Here is a 16,582-nt window from a genome sequence, read left to right on the forward strand (position 1 = left end):
CGCCGAAGTCGAACGACGCCGACTCGGATGCCTCGTCGACCGCCTCCGCGAGCTGTTCGCGCGCCTCGTCGAACGGGGCCACGTGTCCGGTGATCTGCGCCGACGCGCCCGACGCGAGGTCGCCGACCAGTTCGGCGGTCGCGCCGCCGATGAGTCCGAGGCCCGCGTACTGCTCGAGACGGGCCCGCGAGTCGGCGATGTCGAGGTTGCGCATCGTGAGCTGACCGATGCGGTCGGTCGGCCCGAACGCGGAATCTCCGACGCGCTCCATCGAGAGCTTCTCCGGGGCGTACGACAGGTTCGGCGACACGGTGTCGAGGATCGTGTAGTCCTCCCCGCGGCGAAGGCGCAGGGTGACGGTGCCGCTGATGGCAGAGCCCACCCATCGCTGGATCGACTCGCGCAGCATGAACGACTGCGGCTCCAGCCAGCGTCCCTCGTACATGAGGCGGCCGAGTCGGCGACCCTGCTCGTGATACGTCGCCAGCGTGTCCTCGTTGAGGATGCCGTTGACGAGGCGCTCGTACGCGATGAACAGGAGCGCCATGCCGGGTGCCTCGTAGATACCGCGGGACTTCGCCTCGATGATGCGGTTCTCGATCTGGTCGCTCATGCCCAGTCCGTGACGGCCGCCGATCGCGTTCGCCTCTCTGACCAGGGCGACGGCATCGGCGAACTCGACGCCGTTGATGGCGACCGGCCGGCCGGCCTCGAAGGTGATCGAGACGTCCTCCGTCGCGATCTCGACGGTGGGGTCCCAGAAGCGCACGCCCATGATCGGGTCGACGATCTCGAGCGAGACGTCGAGGTGCTCGAGGGTCTTGGCCTCGTGGGTCGCACCCCAGATGTTGGCATCGGTGGAGTATGCCTTCTCGACCGAGTCGCGGTACGGGAAGTCGTGCGCGACGAGCCACTCGCTCATCTCTTTTCGACCACCCAGCTCGGTGACGAAATCGGCATCCAGCCAGGGCTTGTAGATGCGCAGCGCCGGGTTGGCGAGCAGGCCGTAGCGGTAGAAGCGCTCGATGTCGTTGCCCTTGTACGTCGAGCCGTCGCCCCAGATGTCGACGCCGTCTTCCTTCATCGCGCGCACGAGGAGCGTGCCGGTGACGGCGCGGCCGATGGGCGTCGTGTTGAAGTAGGTGCGCCCGCCCGAGCGGATGTGGAACGCACCGCAGGCGAGGGCGACGAGGCCCTCCTCGACCATCAGCGGCTTGCAGTCGATGAGGCGCGACTTCTCGGCGCCGTACTGCAGGGCGCGACCGGGGATCGCATCGATGTCGTCCTCGTCGTACTGGCCCAGATCGCCGGTGTAGGTGTACGGGACGGCGCCCTTGTCGCGCATCCATGCGACGGCGACGGAGGTATCGAGCCCCCCGGAGAAGGCGATGCCGACGCGCTCGCCGACGGGCAGGGACTGAAGGACCTTCGACATGGAACCTCAGTCTACTGAGGGGCGGCGGTGCAACCTGCGGGTGCGGGCTCTCACGGCCGCGGGGGTCACCGGATTCGCATAGCCACGCATCCATCCACTACGTTCTGCCCGTGCCGTTCGACCTGACGTTCCAGAACACCGGCACCGGCTTCCTCACCGTCTCGGAACTCACGACACGCTTCCGGCGCAGCTGAACTACCTGGCGACGCCGGCGCCCGTGTTCACGAAGCAGGCCGACGGTCTTCTCTCCGACAAGGTCACGGTGGGTCTCAGCCCCGACGGGCGCACGGTCACGTTCACGTGGCCGTCGGACGGCAACCGCATGAAGCCCGGCGAGGTGTTCAAGGTCCGCCTCTTCCTCGAGCTGCAGCCGGCCACTCCGCCGACCCGGCCAGCGTGGTCATCGGCGCCGACACGACGATCGCGATCGGCGTCGACAACCGCTTCGACAAGCCGTTGCCCGCGACCGGTGGCAGCTCCGCGCTCGTGCTCGGGGTGTCCGGCTTCGGTATCGCGGGTGTGATCGTCGGCATCGTGCTGCTGACGCGCCGCCGCCGCCGCGAGGTCTGACGGATGCGCCCGGCGGGGCGGGCGTGATGATCGCCCGCCCGCCCCGCCCGCGCAGCGTCGGAGCGCAGCACGGGCTGCTCGATAGGATGGGGTGTACCGGCATTCCCGGTGCAACCGTCCGATATGCGCCAGAAGGCCGAAAACGGGGGAGCAGTCCATGCCAGGCATCGTGATCGTCGGCGTCCAGTGGGGAGACGAAGGCAAGGGCAAGGCCACCGATCTTCTCGGTGAGCGCACCGACTGGGTCGTCAAATTCAACGGCGGCAACAACGCCGGTCACACCGTCGTCATCGGCGATGAGAAGTACGCGCTGCACCTGCTGCCCTCCGGCATCCTGTCGCCCGGCGTGAACGCCGTCATCGGCAACGGCGTCGTCGTCGACCTCGAGGTGCTGTTCGCCGAGCTGGAGGCGCTCAACGCCCGGGGCCTCGACACGTCGCGCTTGAAGATCAGCGCCAACGCACACGTGATCACGCAGTATCACCGCACCCTCGACAAGGTCACCGAGCGCTTCCTCGGCAAGCGCATGATCGGTACGACCGGGCGCGGCATCGGTCCGACCTACGCCGACAAGATCAATCGCGTCGGCATCCGCATTCAGGACCTCTTCGACGAGAACATCCTGCGCCAGAAGGTCGAGGGTGCGCTCGATCAGAAGAACCACCTGCTGGTCAAGGTCTTCAACCGCCGTGCCATCACCGTCGACGAGGTCGTCGACGATCTGCTCTCCTACGTCGAGCGCCTGCGCCCCATGGTCTGCGACACCGGGCTGCTGCTCAGTCGGGCATTGGATGCCGGTGACGTCGTCGTCTTCGAGGGCGGCCAGGCCACGATGCTCGACGTGGACCACGGCACGTACCCGTTCGTGACCTCCTCCTCCGCCACCGCCGGCGGCGCCTCGACCGGTTCGGGCGTCGGCCCCAACCGCCTCGACCGCATCGTCGGCATCGTCAAGGCCTACACGACACGCGTGGGCTCCGGCCCGTTCCCGACGGAGCTGTTCGACGACAAGGGCGAGTGGCTGCGCAAGCGCGGCTTCGAGTTCGGCACGACGACGGGTCGGCCCCGCCGCGTGGGCTGGTACGACGCGCCGATCACGCGCTACGCGACCCGCATCAACGGCATCACCGACCTCGTCCTCACCAAGCTCGACATCCTCACCGGACTCGAGCAGATCCCCGTGTGCGTCGCATACGACGTGGACGGCGAGCGGTTCGATGAGGTCCCGGTCAATCAGAGCGACTTCCACCACGCGACCCCGATCTTCGAGTACTTCCCGGGCTGGCAGGACGACATCTCCGGCGCACGGAGCTTCGAGGACCTGCCCGTCCCGGCGCAGGAGTACGTGCTGGCTCTCGAGGCGATGAGCGGCACGCGCATCTCGGTGATCGGCGTGGGGCCCGCCCGTGACGCGGTCATCGTGCGTCACGATCTCGTCGACTGAGGTGCGCTTCTTCCTCGGCGGATACTCCGCCGATATGGGCGGCCGCGCGGAGGGCGTCGGAACGCTCCTGGCGGGCAACGCCGATGACGTGTCGGCCGGCGGAGAGCTCGCCCGGCGCACGGAGGTCGCGGTGCGCGCCGACTCGCCGTCGTGGCTCGCGTGGCATCCGACCCTTCCCGTCGTCTACGCGGCACTCGAGGGGCGCGGTGTGGTGCAGGCCTATCGCCGCATCGGCGACGAGAGGTTCGTTCCGCACGGGGGTGCGCTGGAAGCCGGCGAGGCCGTCTGCCACATCGCTGTCGCAGCAGACGCGACTGTCGCGCGCGCACCACGTGCGCTTCCTCCCGCGCGACACGATCGCGACGACCGATCTCGGGCTCGATCTGGTGCGGTTCTGGCGGGGTGACCCGGCGCGGGGCTCGCACGACGTCGCGCTTGCGCGGGAGACCGGGCCGCGCCACAGTCGATGGCATCCCTCCGAGCATCTGTTCGTGGTGACCGAGCTGTCGAACGAGCTCTACGCACTGGCCCACGATGCGAGCGGGCAGTGGCGGGTCGTCGCCGGGGCGTGGACTGGCCGCGGCATCACGTCGTCGTGCGCGACACCCTCCTCGTGGCGGGTCAGCGCTCCGACGAGATCGCCGCGCTCACGCTGGATGAGCGCACCGGGGTGCCGGGGCGCGCCCGACGCCGCGTGGACGCCCCCTCGCCCACCTGCCTGCTCGCGGCATCCTGAGGTCGCCGCCGAGGGCCGCCGGGTCGGGAAGCCGATGGGGCTCAGGTCGCAGCATCCTGCTTGGGGATGAAGACCTTCTTGATGATCAGCAGGATGGAGGCGGTCACGGGAATCGCGACGAGCGCGCCGAGCAGACCCATGAGCGTGCCGCCCACGAGGGCGCCGATCACCACGAGTGCGCCGGGCACGGCGATGGCCTTGTTCATCACCTTCGGCGTGAGCACGTATGCCTCGAGCTGCATGTAGACCAGATACGCGACGGCGAAGATGAGCGCCGACAGGGGACTGGCGAAGAGGGCGACCACCGAGGCGATGCCCCAGAACAGCACCGTACCGACGAGCGGAATGATCGTGAGGCAGAAGGCGACCACCGCCATCAGGGCGGGGAACGGCAGGCCCAGCACCGTGTAGAGGATGAAGCTCACCACGGCGTTGAAGAAGGCGAGCACCACCATGCCGCCCAGGTAGCCACCGACGGACTCGGTGATCTGCTCGGTCAGGTCGGCGGTCAATGAGCGACTGCGCGCGGGCATCAGGCGGTAGAACGCCTGCTTGATCTCGGGCAGCGAGGCGAGGAAGTACAGGCTCAGCACGATGACGATGATCATCCCGGAGATCGTGGTGCCGATGGAGATGCCGATCTGCAGCACGCCTCCGCCGATCGCCGCGAGATGGCCCGGGTCGGTGAGGAACTTCTGCACCTCGGCGACGATCGCGGGCACCTGGTCGCCGAACTGATCGCGGGCCCAGCGGTAGAGGTCGGTCTGCTGGAAGGACGTCACGAGGGTGGGAACGTCCGTGATGAACTGGGCGATCTGGCGCACCACCGTCGGCACGATGAGCCACAGAACCGCGACCAGCAGCAGCGCGAGGGCGAAATAGACGATCACGATCGCCCACGCGCGACCGACTCCGTGCCGCTGCAGTCGCTGCACGACGGGGTTGAGCCCGAGCGCGACGAACAGGGCGAAGGCGACGTAGATCCACACCGTGACCAAGCTGGTGACGGCCATGCCCAGCAGGATTGCCACCAGGCCGCCGAGCGTCAGGAAGAAGCCCACGACGAAGGGGCGGTTCAGGGTCGTCCACACCGCCCGCCCCGTGTGTGAGCGATGCGCAGCAGCCTCGGCCGACACCGCACCGTCGGTCGTTCTCGCCCGGTCGGAACCCGCAGCGGTCTTCGTGCCACGCCGGAGCGAACGCGGGCGGGGCTCGTTCGATGCTGCTGCCATGGTCACACTCTAGGGCTGTCGGCGGATGCCGCGGGGAGAGGCGGTAGTGTCGGCGAGGACGAGAGGAAGCCCATGACCGACGCCGCCGTTCACCTGCAGCGCCTGCGTGCCAGCATCGACAACATCGACGCGGCGCTGATCTTCATGCTCGCCGAACGCTTCCGCTGCACGCAGCAGGTCGGGGTGCTCAAAGCGGAGCATCGGATGCCGGCATCCGACCCCGCTCGCGAAGAGCAGCAGATCGCGCGTCTGCGTCGCCTCGCTCTCGAGGCCGACCTCGATCCCGAGTTCGCCGAGAAGTGGTTCAACTTCGTCGTCGCCGAGGTCATCCGCCATCACACCGCCGCGGCGGCCGCCGACTGATTCCTGCGGCCGGGCGACGGCGCCGCCGGGTCAGGGGGTGGCGCGCCGCAGCGTGAGGAACGATGCGGCGCCGAGGACGACCGTGAGCGCAGCCAGCACCGCCGTCAGCCCCATCGGCCCCAGGTCGGCGAGCCAGGTCCACACCGTCGCCCAGGCATCCATCCGCCCGACGAGCCACAGGGCGACGATCAGCAGCACCCCCACGCCCGACAGCGTGAGCGTCAGCCCGAGAGGGCCGAAGCGGCGGTAGAGAGTCGCTCCCCAGAAGCCGGCCACGAACAGCACCATCCCCACCACGGCGAAGAAGACTCCCGCCCCGACGGGGCCGGCGGTCCACACCCAGTCGAGCGAGAAGAAGTAGCCGTTGACGCCCCAGCCTCCGGTGGCGCGCTCGATCGCGCCGCCGGCGGCGAAGACCGCGCCCAGGAGGACGGCCGTCACCAGGGCCGCGAGCATCGTGCCGAAGAAGAACTCCCGACGGGTGATGCTGAGCGCCTGAGAGAACGGGAACGTGTAGCTCAGCGACATGATGCCCAGGCCGAAGAAATACCAGATCGGAGCCTGACTTCCGCCGCCGTACTTCGCCCCGCCGTAGGGGATGAGCGCGAAGATCGCGATCGAGAGCACGAGGCTGACGACGAGGATGATCAGCGGCAGCCACACGAACGTGTACTTGTTGACGAACTGCATGCGAGTGACGGTGAGAACCCGGTTCATCGGCGTGCTCCTTCGGCGGGGGTGGTGGCGGCGGCGCTCGCCGCGACCGAGGATTCGGCGTCGTGCTGGGTGAGGCGGACGATTAGCTGCTGCAGAGAGACCGCACCCACCTCGAGCCCGGATGCCGCCAGCTGTGCCCTGTCCTGCGTGTCGAGTTCGCCGAGCAGGGTCGCGCTGGCCACGCGGCCGAGGCTCTCGCGGTGAAGCACCTCGCGCCCCGCGGTGAAGGCGTCGACGGCGACGGCGTCGCCGATGATCGTCGAGGCCCGGCCGCGGACGGCATCGGTCTCCTCGTCGAGGATGATGCGCCCGCGATCGATGACGATCACCCGTTCGATGAGGTCGGCGACTTCGTCGATGAGATGGCTGGACAGCACGATCGTGCGGGGGTGTTCGGCGTAGTCGGCGAGGAGACGGTCGTAGAAGATCTGGCGCGCGACGGCATCCAGTCCGAGGTAGGGCTCGTCGAAGAACGTCAGCTCGGCGCGCGAGGCGAGTCCGATGATGACACCGACCGCCGACAGCTGCCCGCGGGAGAGCTTCTTGATCCGCGTCTTCATGGGCAGCTGGAACGCATCGATGAGCTCGTCCGCGAGATCCTGGTTCCAGTGCGGGAAGAACATCGCCGCCATCCGGAAGGCGTGGACGGGTCGGGCGTCGTCGGGATAGCGCTGACTCTCGCGCACGAAGCAGATCCGGCCCAGCACGCGGCTGTTCTCGTACGGGTTCTCGCCGAAGACGCTGACCTCGCCGCTCGTCGCGAAGTTCTGGGCGGTCAGGATCGACATCAGGGTCGTCTTGCCGGCGCCGTTGCGGCCCAGCAGGCCGTAGATGACGTTCTCTTGGAGGGTGAGGGACACCCCGTCCAGAGCAGCGGCGTTCTTGTAGCGCTTGACGAGGTCGGTCACCTGGACGACGGTCATCGGGCGCCTCCTTCCGGGGTCGATGTGGGGTGGGCCGCCGCCTGGTCGCGGACCATGGCAGCGAGTTCGTCGGCGCTGAGGCCGAGCGTGTGCGCCTCCGCGAGCAGGGGCTGGATGAATCGGGCGGCGAAGGCGGCGCGGCGCTCGGCGCGCAGGCTCTCGCGGGCGCCTGCCGCCACGAACATGCCGATTCCGCGGCGCTTGACGAGCACGCCCTTTTCCACGAGCATGTTCACTCCCTTCGCGGCCGTGGCCGGGTTGATGCGGTAGAACGCCGCCAGTTCGTTCGTCGACGGCGCGCGGGTGTCTTCGGGAAGGCTCCCGTCCACGATGGAGTCCTCGACGCTCTCGGCGATCTGCACGAAGAGCGCGCGTCCCTCATCGATCACGTGGCCTCCCGGCATCCAGTGAATTGGTTAGTTACTTGACTAAGTAACCATAGAACGTTGACGGCGTCAAGCGCTGCCGGAGCGCCGCGGTCTCCGCGTGCGCGCGATAGCGAGAAGTCGGCGTCGCGTCCAATTTGCGTGCGCATTCACCGGATGAAACGGTGGTGGCGGCCCCACGCGGGGTCGACCCCCAGACCAGTCCGCGACCGCTGTCGTGCCCGTTGGCACCGGCGGACGTAAGGTCGGCGGCCTGTGCCCGGATCCGATGTCCGGTGCCGAGCGCTCTGCCCGAGCGCGAGTGGCCGTCACCCGGGCGTGACCGATGCAGCCTGTGCACCGGGCTGCCGAGGTGTTCTGTGACCGACGCTGTTTCCGCTGCGCCCCTGTTGGAGGCGCGGCATCTGTTCAAAGTCTTCGGACGCGATCCGAAGGATGCCGTCGCGCGCTTGCGCGCCGGTCAGTCCCGCGCCGAGGTGGCGGATGCCGGGACGGCCGCCGTCGTCGACGCCAGCTTCACCGTCAACCGCGGCGAGATCTTCGTGATCATGGGACTGTCCGGATCGGGCAAGTCGACCATCATCCGCATGCTCAACGGGCTGCTCGCCCCGACCGCGGGCGACGTGACGATCAACGGCCGCAACGTCACCACGGCCTCCGCCGCGCAGCTGCGCAGCATCCGCCGCGAGTCGGTGTCGATGGTCTTCCAGCATTTCGCGCTGCTACCGCACCTCAGCGTGCTCGACAACGCGGCCTACGCGCTCGAGATCCAAGGCGTGGGCAAGGCCGAGCGTCGGGAGCGCGCACGGGAGATCCTCGACCGGGTCGGGCTCGGCGACCGTGTCGACGCCCTTCCCGACCAGCTCTCCGGTGGCATGCGCCAGCGCGTCGGCATCGCTCGGGCCCTGACGGCCGGCACCGACATGCTGCTCATGGACGAGGCTTTCTCCGCCCTCGATCCCCTCATCCGTCGCGAAATGCAGGAACAGCTCGTCGAACTGCAGCGCGAGCTCGGACGCACGATCGTGTTCATCACCCACGACCTCAACGAGGCGATGTTCCTCGGCGACCGTATCGCCGTGATGCGCGACGGTCGCATCGTGCAAAACGGCACGCCCGAGGAGATCCTCACCGACCCGGCGAACGACTACGTCGCCCAGTTCGTGCAGGACGTCGACCGGGCCCGGGTGCTCACGGCATCCGCCGTCATGGAGCCGCCCACCCTGTCCACCCCGATCACCGCGGGCGTGCGCGGGGCTCTGCGCGCGATGCGCGAGAACCAGGCCGGCGCCGTGTTCGCCATCGAGAACCGGCGCCTGGTCGGCGTCGTGACCGACCGCGCGGTCATCCGCGCCGTGAAGGCGGGTGAGACCGACCTTCGCCGCATCGTCGATCGGCACGTGCCGACCGTGGGGCCAGACGACCTGCTGACCGACATCGTCGAAGCCGCGGTCGAGGCCACCGTGCCGCTCGCCGTCGTCGACGAGCACGGCCGGCTGCGCGGGGTGATCCCGCGCATCACGCTGCTCGCGGCGCTCGGCAACGTCCCGCCCACCACGCGGGAGATGCCCGTCGTGCAGACGCCGCTGGAGATGGTCGCGGAGTTCACGCCGCTCGTCGACGCCGCAGCGGAAGGGGGGCGCTGATGGAGGGGTTCCGCATTCCCATCGGGCAGTGGGCCGAGGCCATCGTCGACGCCCTGAGTGACGCGCTGCGCGGATTCTTCGACGCCGCGGCATTCGTGCTCGGAGCGGTCTACGACGGGGTGGATGCCGTGCTCATGGCGCCCCCGTTCTGGGTGATCGTCGTGGTGTTCGCCGCCCTGGCCTTCGCGGTCAGCGGCTGGCGGCTCGCCGCCGGCACCGCACTCGGGCTTCTGCTGATCGTCGCCGTCGATCAGTGGGACAACGCGATGGACACGCTCGCGCTCGTCATCGTCGCGGCCCTGGTGGCGATCATCATCGCGATCCCCGTCGGCATCTGGGCGGCACGCAACGACACCGCGTCGCGCATCGTGCGCCCGGTGCTCGACTTCCTCCAGACGATGCCCGCGTTCGTCTACCTGATCCCCGCCATCATCTTCTTCGGCGTCGGCGCGGTTCCCGGCATGATCGCGACCATCCTGTTCGCGATCGCGCCCGGCGTCCGGCTCACCGAGCTCGGTATCCGCGGCGTCGACACCGAGGTGGTCGAGGCCGGCTACGCCTTCGGAGCGTCTCCGGCGCGCGTGCTGCGCCAGATCCAAATCCCGCTCGCGCTGCCGTCGATCATGGCCGGCATCAACCAGGTGATCATGCTCAGCCTGTCGATGGTCGTCATCGCGGGCATGGTCGGAGCCGGGGGCCTGGGCGGCGAGATCGTCCGCGCCATCGGCCGGATCAACGTCGGCCTCGGCTTCGAGGCCGGACTGTCGGTCGTGATGATCGCCATGATCCTCGACCGCTTGACCTCGGCGCTGGGCCGCCCACGCGCCCCGCGCCGCCTCCGCGCCACCACCCGACCCGGCGGGCACGTTGCCCGCCCCAGCCGCGGAGAGTCCGCGGCTGACACCGAACGATCCGCGGACAGCACGCGGATGGAGAGGACGTCAGCATGAAGCACACCAGGAGCATTCTGGGCGGCATCGCCCTGACCGCCGCCGCCACGCTCGCTCTGAGCGGGTGCGCCGGAGGCGCCGGCGACACCGCAACGCCCGGCGCCGAGAAGAAGTCGATCGAGATCGCCGTGTTCAACGGGTGGGACGAGGGCATCGCCGCGTCGTATCTGTGGCAGTCGATCCTCGAGGACAAGGGCTACGACGTGAAGCTCACGTACGCCGACGTCGCGCCCGTCTACCAGGGCCTTGCGCGCGGCGACTTCGACCTCGTCCTCGACACGTGGCTGCCCACGACCCACGCGGACTACATGAAGCGCTACGGCGACAAGGTCGAGGACCTCGGCGCCTGGAACGACGACGCGCGGCTGACGATCGCGGTGAACAAGGACGCGCCGATCGACTCGCTCGATCAGCTCGCCGCGGCATCCGACCAGTTCGGCGGACGCATCGTCGGCATCGAGCCGGGCTCGGGGCTCATGCGCATCACCGGCGACGATGTCGTGCCCGGCTACGGCCTGGAGTCGATGCAGCTGGTGGAGTCGTCCACTCCCGCCATGCTCGCCGAGCTCAAGAAGGCGACGGATGCCGGCCAGAACATCGCCGTGACCCTCTGGCGGCCGCACTGGGCCTACAGCGCTTTCCCCATCAAGGACCTCGCCGACCCGAAGGGGCTGCTGGGCTCCGCCGAGAGCATCCACTCCGTGGCCTCCACGTCCTTCGCGAAGGACCACCCCGAGGTGCACGGCTGGATCTCGAACTTCTCGATGCCCAGCGACAAGCTCGCCTCGCTCGAGGACGTGATGTTCAACCAGAACAACGGAGACGACTACGGCCCCGCGCTCACGCAGTGGATCGCCGACAACCGGGCGTGGGTCGACGGCCTCACGTCCTGAGGCGACTCAGGGTCGGGGTCCGGCGCTCGCCGGGCCCCGTTCGTCGTCGGGGGCGGGGTGCGGCCGTTCGATCTGCAGGGCGACCTTGTTCTCCAAGATCTCGACGGCTTCATCGGACAGGGCCAACAGGCCGTCGACCTCCTCGCGCACGCGCCGGTAGGCCACCTGCCGCTCGGCCGGCGTGGCGGAATCGTCGAGGGCGACGCTCAACAGCTGCTGGGCAGTCGCGAGGCGCTTGCGCTCGGTCTCGGTGAACTGCGAGTCGCGCACGCGGCGAGCGTCGCGCTCGGCGAGATCGAAGGCCACCTCGTAGTCCGTCACGGCGGTGCGATACTCGGCGAGCTGCTCAGGGCTCACCCGGGCGTCGGCGGTCGGCGGGCGCAGGCGGTCGGCGACCTTCTTGGCGCGGAGGAACGCGGCGGTCAGGGGCTGCCGGCCGTCGCTCATGGTCGGGAAGGCGATCATGCGGGCGACGTCGAGCTCATACTCCAGCCAGCGCGCCGTGACGTCGTCGTGCACGGCGAAGAGCTTCTCGAGCTGGTCGGGAAGGGGCGACGGCTTGGTGATCGGCTGCGGCTGGCCGCCACCGGTGACCCGCGTGGACGCGGTGACGGTCTTCAGCTCGGCCTTCGCGCGCATCACCTCGACCCGGCGCGCGTGGCGGCGCTGCGCGAGCACGTCCCAGCGGCGCGCGGCACCGCCGGCGATGCCGAGGAGCGGAAACACCAGCCACCAGTAGCTGCCGGCGAAGGTCCAGAAGTGATCCACGGGCTTACCCTACGCGCGGGGGCGGCGCGGAACCGGCCACACACGGCGACCGCCGCCGGCATCCGGATCGCCCGCGGCACCGTCGTCGGCACTCGCCGTGCCCGAGGACGCCGCGTCGGACACCACCGGTGACGTGCGTGCCGAGACAACCCGGGCCAGCGCCTCGGTGCCGCGCGCGAGGGCGGTCTGCGTCAGGCTCTGGGCGATGATCGTCCATTGCTCGCGCACCGGGGCGCCCGTGGTCCTGGCATCCGGGTCTCCGGGCTGGGGACGCGCGGGAGCGTCGCCCGCGGCGCGCGCCTGCCGCCAGGCCTCGGCCTCGGCCACGGCGAAGGCGCGCCCGGCGGCGGCCACCGCGTCGCGGTACGCGGTGAACTGCGCGGGCGTGACGCGGGCGTGCGCGGAGGCCGGACGCTGCTCCCGCGCCGCCTTGTCAGCGGCGAGGAAGGCGGCGGTCAGCGGCTGGCGCGCATCGGTCATCGCGGGGAAGGCGATGAGCCGCGCCGGATCGGTCTCATAGGTCATCCATCGGGCGATGATCTCGTCGTGTGCCCGCATCATGCGCGCGACCGGTAGGTGGGCGTCGTCGCCGGCCGCCGGCAGCGCGGCCCGCGCGGCGGTCACGTGCGCGCGCCGCGACCGGGCCGTCGCCGTCGCGACGCGGACCTCGTCGGTGGCGCGGTCGAGCTGCCGCCGCGCCGCGGCGACATCTGTCGCACTCGCGCGACCGGTCGCGCGCTCGGCCTGCAGCCGATCGAGCTCTGTGCGCGCCACCCGCACCGCGGCACGGGCTGTCGCCGCATCGCGCTTCGCCGTTCGCAGCTCCAGCCGGGCCGCGTCGAGCTCGATACGCCGGCGACGCTCGCGCCGTTCGCGGCGCAGCCCGAGCCAGCCGAGGGCGCCGGTGCCGATCGTCGCCGGCCCGATCCACCAGAACTCGGCGATCGTCGCCCAGAGCGGATCCACGACCTCAGCCTACCGAGGCCGGCTGGGAGCGCTCGCAGAGAGGGATGCCGCGGCATCCGCCCCTCGCCCGCACGCGTGAACGTCGACGAACTCCGCAGATTGTGACGAACTCCGCACGCATCCGGGCACGCGGGTGCGGAGTACGTGCCTGTGTGCGGAGTTCGTGGGGCGGCTCAGCCGAAGAGCAACGCGAGCACCGTGGCGCCGCCGCCGACGAGGATCAGCGCGACGATCGTGACCCAGGCGATGATGCGGGTGCGGCGCGTGCGCGCCTCGTTCATGCCCTCGTACTCGTCCTGCTCGCTCATGCGCCTCAGCCTACGGGCTCGACGACCGTCGGTCCGAAGGCGGCCGGCAGTGTCGCCTGCGAGCGCGCCCGCAGCTCCGAGACCGCAACCGTGAACACGTCCTGCACCTCGAGGGCGTTCTCTGCGGTGTCGGCGGTCGCGTCGGTGACGCCGATGCGCAGTACCGGATAGCCCCGGCCCTCGCACAGTCCGCGGAACTTCACGTCCTCCTCGCGCGGCACCGAGACGATGACGCGGCCGGTGGACTCGCTGAACAGGGCGGTCGCGGCATCCACGCCGTCGCGCTCCATGATCTCGCGCAGCCAGACGCGGGCGCCGACGCCGAAACGCGTCACCGCTTCGGCCAGGGCCTGGGCGAGTCCGCCCGACGAGAGGTCGTGGGCGCTGGAGACGAGCTCCTGCTGGGATGCCGCGTGGATGAGCTCCGCGAGACGCTTCTCCTGGGCGAGGTCGACCGCCGGCGGACGTCCGCCGAGGTGGCCGTGCACGGTCTCGGCCCACGCCGAGCCGCTCAGCTCGGTGGCCGTGACGCCCAGCAGGTAGATGTTCTCGCCGGCATCCTGCAAGCCGCTCGGAATGCGGCGGGCGACGTCGTCGATGATGCCGAGCACGCCGACGACGGGCGTCGGGAAGATCGGGGTGTCGCCGGTCTGGTTGTAGAAGCTGACGTTGCCGCCGGTGACCGGGACGCCGAGCTCGAGGCACGCGTCGGCAAGACCGTCGACGGCCTGGCCGAACTGCCACATGACCTCGGGGTTCTCCGGGCTGCCGAAGTTGAGGCAGTCGGTCACGGCGGTCGGAACGGCGCCCGTGACGGCGACGTTGCGGTACGCCTCGGCGAGGGCCAGCTGCGCGCCCGCGTAGGGGTCGAGCTGGCAGAAGCGCCCGTTGCAGTCGGTGGCGATGGCGAAGCCCAGGCCGCTCTCCTCGTCGACGCGGATCATGCCGGCGTCGTCGGGGAAGCTGAGGGCGGTGTTGCCCATGACGTAGTAGTCGTACTGGTTGGTCACCCAGCTCGTGTCGGCGAGGTTCGGGCTGCCGAGCAGATCGAGGAACTGCGTGCGCAGGGTGGCGGGGTCGTCGGTGCGCGGCAGGGCGGATGCCGAGTCGTCGCGCAGGGCGTCGATCCAGGTCGGGTAGGCCACGGGGCGCTCGTAGACCGGGCCGTCGACCGCGACCGTGGATGGGTCGACGTCGACGATCTGCTCGCCGTGCCAGAAGATCTGCAGGCGGCCGTCGCCGGTCACCTCGCCGAGCACGCTGGTCTCGACATCCCATTTGCCGGTCACGGCCAGGAACGCGTCGAGCTTCTCGGGCGCGACGATCGCCATCATGCGCTCCTGGCTCTCGCTCATGAGGATCTCTTCCGGCGTGAGCGTGGGGTCGCGCAGCAGCACGTTCTCGAGGTCCACGCGCATGCCCGAGCCGCCGTTGGCGGCCAGCTCGCTCGTGGCGCAGGAGATACCCGCGGCGCCGAGGTCCTGGATCGCCTCGACGAGCTCGTCGCGGTACAGCTCGAGGCAGCACTCGATGAGCACCTTCTCGGCGAACGGGTCGCCGACCTGCACGGCGGGACGCTTGGTCGGGCCGCCGTCGGCGAAGGTGTCGGACGCGAGGATCGATGCGCCGCCGATGCCGTCGCCGCCCGTGCGGGCGCCGAAGAGCACGACCTTGTTGCCCGCGCCGGTGGCGTTGGCGAGCTTGATGTCCTCGTGTCGCATGACGCCGACCGCGAGGGCGTTGACCAGCGGGTTGCCCTGGTAGACGGCGTCGAACACCGTCTCGCCGCCGATGTTCGGCAGGCCCAGGCAGTTCGCATAGAAGCTGATGCCGCTGACCACACCGTGCACGACGCGGGCGGTGTCGGGGTTGTCGATCGCGCCGAAACGGAGCTGGTCCATGACGGCCACCGGACGGGCGCCCATCGAGATGATGTCGCGGACGATGCCGCCCACACCGGTTGCGGCGCCCTGGAACGGCTCGATGTAGCTCGGGTGGTTGTGGCTCTCGACCTTGAAGGTCACCGCCCAGCCCTCGCCCACGTCGACGACACCCGCGTTCTGGCCCATGCCGACCATGAGCCGCTTCTTCATCTCCTCGGAGACCTTCTGGCCGAAGCGGCGCAGGTAGATCTTCGACGACTTGTAGGAGCAGTGCTCGCTCCACATCACCGAGTACATTGCCAGCTCGCCGCTGGTGGGACGGCGACCGAGGATCTCCTTGATCTGCGCGTACTCATCGCTCTTGAGGCCGAGCGCCGCGTACGGCTGCTCCTTCTCCGGCGTCTGGACGGCGTTCTCGACAGTGTCTGCGACCTTGCTGTCGGATGCGGGGGTGCTCACGCGGCGGGACTCCAAGACTCGGGTGCCGGGGACGGCCTCAGTCTAGCCGGGCGGCCGTCGACCGGGCGGCGCGGGTCGGGCCGTGCCGTTCAGGCCTCGTCGTCGATCACGCCGATGCCGACGGCGTGATGGCTGGGCTCGGCGGCCTGCGGCAGCGTGGGCTCGGTCGGGTGCGGCGCGAGCGGCTCGTCGGGATGCGGCGCCAGCGGCTCTTCGGGATGCGGCGCCAAGGGCTCCTCGCCCGGCTCCTTCTCCGTGCTCGGCGCGGTCAGCTCTTCAGTGTCGGGCTCGGTCGTCGCGGGCGCGTCTTCGGTTCCCACACCAGGCGTGTTGTCGGGGGATGTGTGCGGGTCGGTCATGTGGTCCTCCTGCGTCATGACCTCCACTGTTCGCCGCCATCGGCGGTGATGCACGGGGGTTGACAAGAGGGCTCGTGGATGTTGCCGCTGCGACGTATCCTCGCCCCCATGACCGGACTCACCCCGTATCTCTCCTTCGACGGCACGGCTCGCGCGGCCCTCGAGTTCTACCGCGGGGTGTTCGGCGGCGAGCTCGTCCTCGCGACGTTCGGCGATTTCGGGCGCGACGACGGGCCCGCCGACCACATCGCGCACGGCATGCTGCAGGGTCCCGTCGAGCTGTTCGCGTCGGATGCCGCTCCCGGCGAGCCGACTCTGGAGCTTCGCGGCATCCTGTTCTCCCTCTTGGGCACCGCCGAGCCGGCGACGCTCGAGGAGTGGTTCGCGGCGCTCGCCGAGGGCGGCGACGTGCTCGACCCACTCGCGCTGCGACCCTGGGGCGACCATGACGGTCAGGTGCGCGACCGGTTCGGGGTGGCCTGGCTCATCGGCTACCAGGGATGAGCGACCCGGTCGCTGCGCGGCGGAAGGGGATGGTATCCCG

General features: G+C 69.7%; 18 protein-coding genes and 1 pseudogene. 9 read left to right on the top strand and 10 right to left on the bottom strand.

Annotated elements, in window-relative coordinates; genetic code table 11:
• Positions 1-1,435: argininosuccinate synthase (gene argG / locus BGN98_RS09670; RefSeq protein ID WP_288121154.1), on the bottom strand; the 1,435-nt coding region annotated here is incomplete at its 3' end.
• A 396-nt stretch (positions 1,436-1,831) separates the two neighbouring features.
• On the opposite strand from argG, the gene BGN98_RS09675 reads away from it, so the two are divergent.
• The 4 genes and pseudogenes from BGN98_RS09675 (at position 1,832) to BGN98_RS14830 (ending at position 4,185) form a co-directional block, all read left to right on the top strand.
• Positions 1,832-2,005 carry an LPXTG cell wall anchor domain-containing protein gene (locus BGN98_RS09675; RefSeq protein WP_204946392.1) on the top strand — a complete coding sequence of 58 codons (174 nt, stop codon included), beginning with the start codon at positions 1,832-1,834 and terminating at the stop codon, positions 2,003-2,005.
• 157 nt (positions 2,006-2,162) lie between these two features.
• Positions 2,163-3,449 (top strand): adenylosuccinate synthase, encoded by a 1,287-nt coding sequence (locus tag BGN98_RS09680; RefSeq protein WP_036282698.1) that lies wholly within the window; start codon positions 2,163-2,165, stop codon positions 3,447-3,449.
• Between the two features lie 34 nt (positions 3,450-3,483).
• Positions 3,484-3,937: pseudogene (locus tag BGN98_RS14825) on the top strand (beta-propeller fold lactonase family protein); the annotation flags it as partial.
• The gene (locus BGN98_RS14830) at positions 3,916-4,185 is read left to right on the top strand and encodes a beta-propeller fold lactonase family protein (RefSeq protein WP_502687827.1); all 270 of its coding nucleotides are present in this window, start codon (positions 3,916-3,918) and stop codon (positions 4,183-4,185) included. The pseudogene BGN98_RS14825 and the gene BGN98_RS14830, both read left to right, overlap by 22 nt.
• 41 nt (positions 4,186-4,226) lie before the next feature.
• Here BGN98_RS14830 and BGN98_RS09690 read toward each other — a convergent pair whose 3' ends face one another.
• Positions 4,227-5,417: an AI-2E family transporter gene (locus BGN98_RS09690; protein WP_288121157.1), complete on the bottom strand. Its 1,191-nt coding sequence runs from the start codon at positions 5,415-5,417 to the stop codon at positions 4,227-4,229.
• A gap of 72 nt (positions 5,418-5,489) precedes the next feature.
• On the opposite strand from BGN98_RS09690, the gene BGN98_RS09695 reads away from it, so the two are divergent.
• Positions 5,490-5,780 (top strand): chorismate mutase, encoded by a 291-nt coding sequence (locus tag BGN98_RS09695; RefSeq protein ID WP_036288797.1) that lies wholly within the window; start codon positions 5,490-5,492, stop codon positions 5,778-5,780.
• Positions 5,781-5,810: 30 nt separating this feature from the next.
• On the opposite strand, the gene BGN98_RS09700 is transcribed toward BGN98_RS09695, so the two are convergent.
• Genes BGN98_RS09700 through BGN98_RS09710 form a run of 3 tightly spaced genes read right to left on the bottom strand, consistent with a single transcriptional unit; the run spans position 5,811 to position 7,809 of the window.
• Positions 5,811-6,497, bottom strand: coding sequence for a hypothetical protein (locus tag BGN98_RS09700; RefSeq protein WP_288121160.1), 687 nt, complete (start codon positions 6,495-6,497; stop codon positions 5,811-5,813).
• Positions 6,494-7,420 carry an ABC transporter ATP-binding protein gene (locus tag BGN98_RS09705; protein WP_061681203.1) on the bottom strand — a complete coding sequence of 309 codons (927 nt, stop codon included), beginning with the start codon at positions 7,418-7,420 and terminating at the stop codon, positions 6,494-6,496. The genes BGN98_RS09700 and BGN98_RS09705 overlap by 4 nt, the downstream gene beginning before the upstream one ends.
• Positions 7,417-7,809, bottom strand: coding sequence for a GntR family transcriptional regulator (locus BGN98_RS09710; RefSeq protein WP_061681240.1), 393 nt, complete (start codon positions 7,807-7,809; stop codon positions 7,417-7,419). The genes BGN98_RS09705 and BGN98_RS09710 overlap by 4 nt, the downstream gene beginning before the upstream one ends.
• Before the next feature lie 356 nt (positions 7,810-8,165).
• On the opposite strand from BGN98_RS09710, the gene BGN98_RS09715 reads away from it, so the two are divergent.
• Genes BGN98_RS09715 through BGN98_RS09725 form a run of 3 tightly spaced genes read left to right on the top strand, consistent with a single transcriptional unit; the run spans position 8,166 to position 11,295 of the window.
• A complete protein-coding gene (locus tag BGN98_RS09715) occupies positions 8,166-9,452 on the top strand; it encodes a quaternary amine ABC transporter ATP-binding protein (RefSeq protein ID WP_005054850.1) in 1,287 nt (428 codons plus the stop codon).
• Positions 9,452-10,402, top strand: a complete 951-nt coding sequence (locus BGN98_RS09720; RefSeq protein WP_288121163.1) for an ABC transporter permease — start codon at positions 9,452-9,454, stop codon at positions 10,400-10,402. Before BGN98_RS09715 ends, BGN98_RS09720 begins: the two co-directional genes overlap by 1 nt.
• Entirely contained in the window at positions 10,399-11,295 is an 897-nt protein-coding gene (locus BGN98_RS09725) for a glycine betaine ABC transporter substrate-binding protein (RefSeq protein WP_288121164.1), read from the top strand. Before BGN98_RS09720 ends, BGN98_RS09725 begins: the two co-directional genes overlap by 4 nt.
• 6 nt (positions 11,296-11,301) lie before the next feature.
• Here BGN98_RS09725 and BGN98_RS09730 read toward each other — a convergent pair whose 3' ends face one another.
• The 5 genes from BGN98_RS09730 to BGN98_RS09750 form a co-directional block, all read right to left on the bottom strand.
• Positions 11,302-12,063, bottom strand: a complete 762-nt coding sequence (locus BGN98_RS09730) for a hypothetical protein (RefSeq protein WP_288121166.1) — start codon at positions 12,061-12,063, stop codon at positions 11,302-11,304.
• A 9-nt stretch (positions 12,064-12,072) separates the two neighbouring features.
• Positions 12,073-13,029 (bottom strand): TolC family protein, encoded by a 957-nt coding sequence (locus tag BGN98_RS09735; RefSeq protein ID WP_288121168.1) that lies wholly within the window; start codon positions 13,027-13,029, stop codon positions 12,073-12,075.
• 173 nt (positions 13,030-13,202) lie between these two features.
• A complete protein-coding gene (locus BGN98_RS09740; protein WP_259457186.1) occupies positions 13,203-13,337 on the bottom strand; it encodes a hypothetical protein in 135 nt (44 codons plus the stop codon).
• Positions 13,338-13,342: 5 nt separating this feature from the next.
• The gene (purL, locus tag BGN98_RS09745; protein ID WP_288121170.1) at positions 13,343-15,679 is read right to left on the bottom strand and encodes a phosphoribosylformylglycinamidine synthase subunit PurL; all 2,337 of its coding nucleotides are present in this window, start codon (positions 15,677-15,679) and stop codon (positions 13,343-13,345) included.
• Positions 15,680-15,768: 89 nt separating this feature from the next.
• Complete coding sequence (locus tag BGN98_RS09750) at positions 15,769-16,038, bottom strand: hypothetical protein (protein ID WP_036288833.1); 270 nt, start codon at positions 16,036-16,038, stop codon at positions 15,769-15,771.
• A 108-nt stretch (positions 16,039-16,146) separates the two neighbouring features.
• On the opposite strand from BGN98_RS09750, the gene BGN98_RS09755 reads away from it, so the two are divergent.
• Complete coding sequence (locus BGN98_RS09755) at positions 16,147-16,542, top strand: VOC family protein (RefSeq protein ID WP_036288819.1); 396 nt, start codon at positions 16,147-16,149, stop codon at positions 16,540-16,542.
• Positions 16,543-16,582 lie beyond the last annotated feature (40 nt).

Origin of the sequence: Microbacterium sp. 69-7 (assembly GCF_001897985.1) — a bacterium.
GTDB lineage: Bacteria > Actinomycetota > Actinomycetes > Actinomycetales > Microbacteriaceae > Microbacterium > Microbacterium laevaniformans.